This window comes from Paracidovorax anthurii (assembly GCF_003269065.1).
In the GTDB taxonomy this organism is placed as follows: Bacteria; Pseudomonadota; Gammaproteobacteria; order Burkholderiales; family Burkholderiaceae_C; genus Paracidovorax; species Paracidovorax anthurii.
In genome coordinates this window covers 1-5,777 of the sequence record NZ_QLTA01000106.1, presented here as the reverse complement: position 1 = coordinate 5,777, position 5,777 = coordinate 1, and the positions used below count along the sequence as shown (strand labels likewise).

General features: G+C 58.5%; 4 protein-coding genes and 1 pseudogene. All 5 read left to right on the top strand.

What is annotated here, in order from left to right; all coding sequences use genetic code 11:
* On the top strand, positions 1-979 hold a 979-nt coding region (locus tag AX018_RS24180; RefSeq protein ID WP_211322526.1), incomplete at its 5' end, for an RHS repeat-associated core domain-containing protein.
* 1 nt (position 980) lies between these two features.
* On the top strand, positions 981-1,520 hold the full coding sequence (locus AX018_RS24175; RefSeq protein WP_111882793.1) for an SMI1/KNR4 family protein: 540 nt from the start codon (positions 981-983) through the stop codon (positions 1,518-1,520).
* A gap of 72 nt (positions 1,521-1,592) precedes the next feature.
* A pseudogene (locus AX018_RS24170) lies at positions 1,593-4,382 on the top strand (RHS repeat-associated core domain-containing protein); the annotation flags it as partial.
* A 359-nt stretch (positions 4,383-4,741) separates the two neighbouring features.
* Positions 4,742-5,131 carry a hypothetical protein gene (locus AX018_RS25055; protein ID WP_146749450.1) on the top strand — a complete coding sequence of 130 codons (390 nt, stop codon included), beginning with the start codon at positions 4,742-4,744 and terminating at the stop codon, positions 5,129-5,131.
* A 338-nt stretch (positions 5,132-5,469) separates the two neighbouring features.
* The coding region (locus tag AX018_RS24165) for a hypothetical protein (protein WP_245951830.1) at positions 5,470-5,777 on the top strand (308 nt) is incomplete at its 3' end.

Genomic DNA, 5,777 nt, shown 5'->3' with positions numbered 1-5,777 from the left:
CGTGCCCCTGGCCAAGCTGGAATCGGAGTGGAAGGGCGAGAAAACCAGGGATTCAGAGCCAAAACCCCTCCATGTCGCCGAGACTGCTGGAGAGTCTGCTACGGAAGATGTAGCAGAACAAAAGCCGAAGGACTTCGCCACCTACTACTACCACTGCGACCAGATCGGCGCGCCGCAGGAGTTGACCGACGAGGCTGGCCGCATCGTCTGGGCGGCAAGCTACAAGGTCTGGGGGGAAACGCGGGCGCTGCAGGTGCTCAGGACCGGCACGGACGATGCAGCGGTCTTCACGCAGGCGGAACGATCGCTGGCCCTAGCAGCCCAGGGCGACATCCAGGCACTGTCGTTCGTCGAGCAACCCCTGCTCTTCCAGGGGCAGTACTTCGATGCTGAAACCGACTTGCATTACAACCGCTTCCGGTATTACGACCCTGTGACCGGGCGGTTTATTCATCAGGATCCAGTTGGCTTACTCGGGGGGATTAATCTTTTTAACTATGGTCCTAATTCAACATCTTGGATCGACCCTTCTGGGCTAGCGCCTCGGCGTCCGCAAGCAAATGCGCCCACGCACTCCAGCCGCACTCATGTGGGGCGTGTTAATGGGAATAGACCCAGAAATCATTGCTTTGCTGGCAAAACAATGACCGGTAAAGATTTACCAGAAAATGTCAGAGGCAAATACCCCCACGGCGTTCCTTTCAACATGCGTGGATACCCAGATTTCTCAAGATATGCAGCCAAAAAAGTCGACGTTGGTTCATTCACAACTGATTACAAGGACTTTTCATCAGCGAACCAAGCAGCTTTTGGCAAAGGCAATCCATTCGGCGCATCCAGCAAGATAACAATGAATGGCCAAGAGTACACTTGGCATCACACAGAACATGATGGAAAGATTCAACTCATCCCCAAGGATATTCATGATGCTGTGAAGCATACCGGTGGGGCGGCTGTTTGCAATACACGAGGTAAATAATATGAATATTCAATTAAAAAAGCTTGGTCTATCTGAAGAAGAAATGAAAGACCTGGAAAATCGCGGATTTGGAATACCCAAGAAAATGCAAAGAACAATGCTGGAGATGCATTCAACAGTGTTGCCACTAGACGAGCACGAAAATTATTTATTCAAACAATTCAATGTCCCCAAAGATTACAAGGAATTTCTGCTAGAAAATAATGGAGGAATTCCTATCGAAAATGTATTCAAAACAATAAGCAACGAGAGGGTTGTCAATTGCTTCCTGGCATTAATGGCTCCAAGAGGATTTGAGGACAGCATCGGAAAATATTTAGAAAAATATAAAGATAGAATCCCCGAAAATCTACTTCCTATTGCTTCTGCGGGAAGCAGTGATCTTGTGTTAGTTGGCGCCAATGGACTAGATGGAGTATATTATTGGGATCACAATTTAGAGTCAGATGAAGACGATGCTTCAAATTATTATGAAAATATAGAAAAGGTTGCGAATAGTTTTTCAGAATTTCTTCATCTACTACATGATCCAGAAAAATGATACCAATTCCCAATCGGAATATGTAAATAGCTTTAATTGAGGCGGAGTTTCGTTGCGCAAAATGAAATTGGCGCGGGCGGGCGGGTGGTGCGCACCTGGACCGACGAGCCCGGCCTGCTCGACACCCGCTTCGACTACGACCTGGGCCGGCGCACCACCCACGTCACCGACGCCCTGGGCCGGCGCAGCAGCTACGAGTACAACGCCCTCCACGAGGTCATCGCCATCACCGAGCCCGGCCCCGATGGCCAGCCCCTGCGCACCGAAACCCGCATCGATGCCGCCGGCAACCCCGAGGAGGCCCGCGATGCGCTGGGCCGCGCCACGCGCTGGCAGTTCGACGCCCGGGGCAACCTGCGCTCGGTCACCGACGCGGCCGGCGCCACCACGCGCATCGCCTACGGTCTGCTGGATCTGCCGGTGGAGATCACCGACACGCTGGGCCACGTCTGGCGCCAGGCCTACGACGAGCGCGGCAACCTCGCCGAGCGCCTGGACCCGCTGGGCCACGCCACGCGCTGGCGACATGACGCCCGCGGCCTGCCCGTGGCGATCGAGGACGCGCACGGCCGGGCCCGCCGCCTGCTCTGGGACGATGCCGGCCAGCTCATCGCCTATACCGACTGCTCCGGCCAGACCACGCGCTACGCCTGGGACACCCTGGGCAACCTGCTCTCGGCCACCGACGCCCTGGGCCAGATCACCCACTACCGCCACGACGCCCTGGGCCGCCTGCGCGAGGCGCGCTCGGCCGATGGCGCCGAGCACCGCTACGACTACGACGCCCAGGGCAACCTCACCGCCTACACCGACCCACAGGGCGCCACCACGCGCTACGCCTACAACGGCCTGGACCAGCCCACCCTGCGCCAGGACGCCCTGGGCGGCACGCTGCGCTACCGCTACGACGCCGTGGGCCGCCTCGTGGCGCTGGAGAACGAGAACGGCGCCCTCACCCAGTTCACCTACGACACGGCCGACAACCTCATCCAGGAGGTGGGCTTCGACGGCCGCATCCAGCGCTACCGCTACAACGCCGCCGGCGAACTGGCCGAGCTGCACGAGCGCGATGCCAACCTGCCGCCGGACACGCCCTACGACCCCGCACCCGGCGCCCCGCTCCCAAAGCGCACCGTCTTCCGCCGCGACGCGCTGGGCCGGCTCGTGGCCAAGGTGCACCTGGGCTCGGACGGCCTGGAAAGCTCCGGCACCGACATCACCACCTACGGCTACGACCCGCTCGGGCGCATGCTGCATGCGGGCAACGCGGATGCCCGCGTGCGCTTCGCCTACGACCCGCTCTCGCGTCTCGTGGAGGAGGTGCAGGAGCATCTGGCGCCCGGTGGCGATTCCGCACTCGGGCGCTACACCTACCGCCATGCCTACGACGCCCTGGGCAACCGCATCGCCTCCACCCTGCCCGGTGGCCGGCAAGTGCAGTGGCTCCACTACGGCTCGGGCCACCTGCACCAGATCCGCGTGGACGGCCACGTGCTCTCCGACATCGAGCGCGATGCACTCCACCAGGAGGTCCACCGTACCCAGGGCGCGCTCGCCAGCCAGTACGGCTGGGACCCCATGGGCCGCCTTGCGGCGCACAAGGTCGCGCGCCAGCAGTCCCTGCAGGGGCAACCCGGCAGGCCATCGCCCGAGGCCCTGTGGGACCGTGGGGAGCGTTCTGCGCAGGCCCTGCCCGCCTTGCAGAACCTGCCTACCGGTGAGCGCATCGCCCGCCATTACCGCTACGACCCCACCGGCAACCTCATCGCCACCCGCGACGGCCTGCGCGGCGAGAGCCACTACCGCTACGACCCCCTGGGCCGCATTCTCGCCGCCCAGCGCAGCAGCACCGGAAAAGGCCAGCAACCAGTCGAGCGCGAGTCCTTCGCCTTCGACCCCGCCAGCAACCTGCTCAACCCCAACCGCGGCGGAGACCAATCCAGCGGCGGCGTCAGCGGCGAGCGCGAGCGCGTCACCACCAACCGCCTCACCGTCTACCAGGACCTGCGCTTCGCCTACGACCTGCACGGCAACATCACCGAGCGGCGCATCGGCTGGCACACCGTGCAAAGGTACCGCTACAGCCCCGAGCACCAGATCGTGGAAGCCCGGGTCATCCGCTACCGGGACAGGCCCGGCGAGGGCAAGGAGCAGCCTGCTGCCACCGAGCAGGTCACCCGCTACCGCTATGACGCCCTGGGCCGGCGCATCGACAAGCACGATGCCTTTGGCCGCACCAGCTTCCTCTACGACGGCGATCTGCTCGCAGGCGAACTGCGGGGCAGCAAGCTGTCGGAGTACCTCTACGAGCCCGACAGCTTCGTGCCCCTGGCCAAGCTGGAATCGGAGTGGAAGGGCGAGAAAACCAGGGATTCAGAGCCAAAACCCCTCCATGTCGCCGAGACTGCTGGAGAGTTTGCTACGGAAGATGTAGCAGAACAAAAGCCCAAGGACTTCACCACCTACTACTACCACTGCGACCAGATCGGCGCGCCGCAGGAGTTGACCGACGAGGCTGGCCGCATCGTCTGGGCGGCCAGCTACAAGGTCTGGGGGGAGACGCGGGCACTGCAGGTGCTCAGGACCGGCACGGACGATACGGCCGTCTTCACCCAGGCGGAACGATCTCTCACCCTAGCAGCCCAGGGCGACATTCAGGCCCTCTCCTTCGTCGAGCAACCCCTCCGATTCCAGGGGCAGTACTTCGATGGCGAAACCGGGTTGCATTACAACCGCTTCCGATACTACGACCCGGTGACCGGGCGGTTTGTGCATCAAGACCCTATTGGGCTGGAAGGGGGAGCTAATCTCTTTAGATATGGACCCAATCCAATTATTTGGATAGACCCACTCGGCCTTAAATATCGTTCAGGCACCCGATCTCCACATGTCGTATCAGGCAAAGACAAACCGAATAACTCCACGCAGCAGCTCTCAGAATGGCGAAGATCTGTCTGCATCCATGGAATCAAAGATGAAATGAAGAAATTCCTTGGAGATGAGTTTGTAAAAGTTGAAGAAGGAAAATGGCGAAGTATAGATGGCACGCGTCAATTCAGAGTGACACCTGGCGACTACTCTGGAGCACATGGCATGGGTAGTCCTAATGTCCCCAACACTCCTCACGTGCATTTTGAATTTCTCAGTCCAAAAACTGACAAAAAGGGTAATCCCACTGGCAACTTCACTGTTACAAAGAATGTTCACGTACCAATAAAGAGGTGCCCTTGATTAAATATTGGCTAGGCCCTCATAGCAAAAAAGAACTATCCATATCATTCGATCAAGATAGCGCGAATGATTTCATCAGAGCACTTATAAAATTAAAAGGAAACAGACAACCCAATTCGGCCCCAGCAATCTACAAGAAAGCAGCCACTGAAATTAACTCAGAGATATACATGAGCCTTACCGACGACGAGGCTCTTGAATTCATTGAAATCAGAGATAATCGCGTTCATATCGAATTTTCAGACGAATCCATTGAGTATGCAATTTTTAAAATCAGCAACTTCCTGAAAGAAGGAGATTTCTCGCCTGCAGAATATTATTCATTCTCAGCAAAAAAAGAAAAAGGCAACATACAAATCTACTTCATCAAAGCATCCTAATAAATCTACTGCCCCACCAAGGCAAGTAAAGCTGCGCGGCATTAGGTCTTACTAGGCGATCGAGGGCGTAAGCGGCAGTACCAGCCATCAGTTCACCGCGTATATCGGCTAGTGTTTGGGTCGCATTACACAGCAGTCTCAAATCCAAGGCGCAATATCCGAACCTCAGGAGCTTTCACTGCGGAGCACCTGCCTCTTGCAATCACAGAGCTGGCTCGTGGCCGCCATCACCCCCGAAGGCACACCCGAGGCAGCGCGCGAAGCCCCCTCCCCTTCGACGCCACCGATCGAATGGCATACCGTAAAGCGCCTACCGCTACAGCCCAGAACACTAGATCGTGGAAGCCCGAGTCATCCGCTACCGGGGCAGGCCCGGCGAGGGCAAGGAGCAGCCTGCGGCCACGGAGCAGGTCACCCGCTACCGCTATGACGCCCTGGGCCGGCGCATCGACAAGCACGATGCCTTCAGACGCACGAGCTTCCTCTACGACGGCGATCTGCTCACCGGTGAACTGCGGGACAGCAGGCTGTCGGAATACCTCTACGAGCCTGACAGCTTCGTGCCCCTGGCCAAGCTGGAATCGGAGTGGAAGGGCGAGAAAACCAGGGATTCAGAGCCAAAACCCCTCCATGTCGCCGAGACTGC

Excerpts from the sequence above, each read along its gene's own strand:
- AX018_RS24175 (WP_111882793.1), top strand. The coding sequence starts at position 981 with ATGAATATTCAATTAAAAAAGCTTGGTCTATCTGAAGAAGAAATGAAA.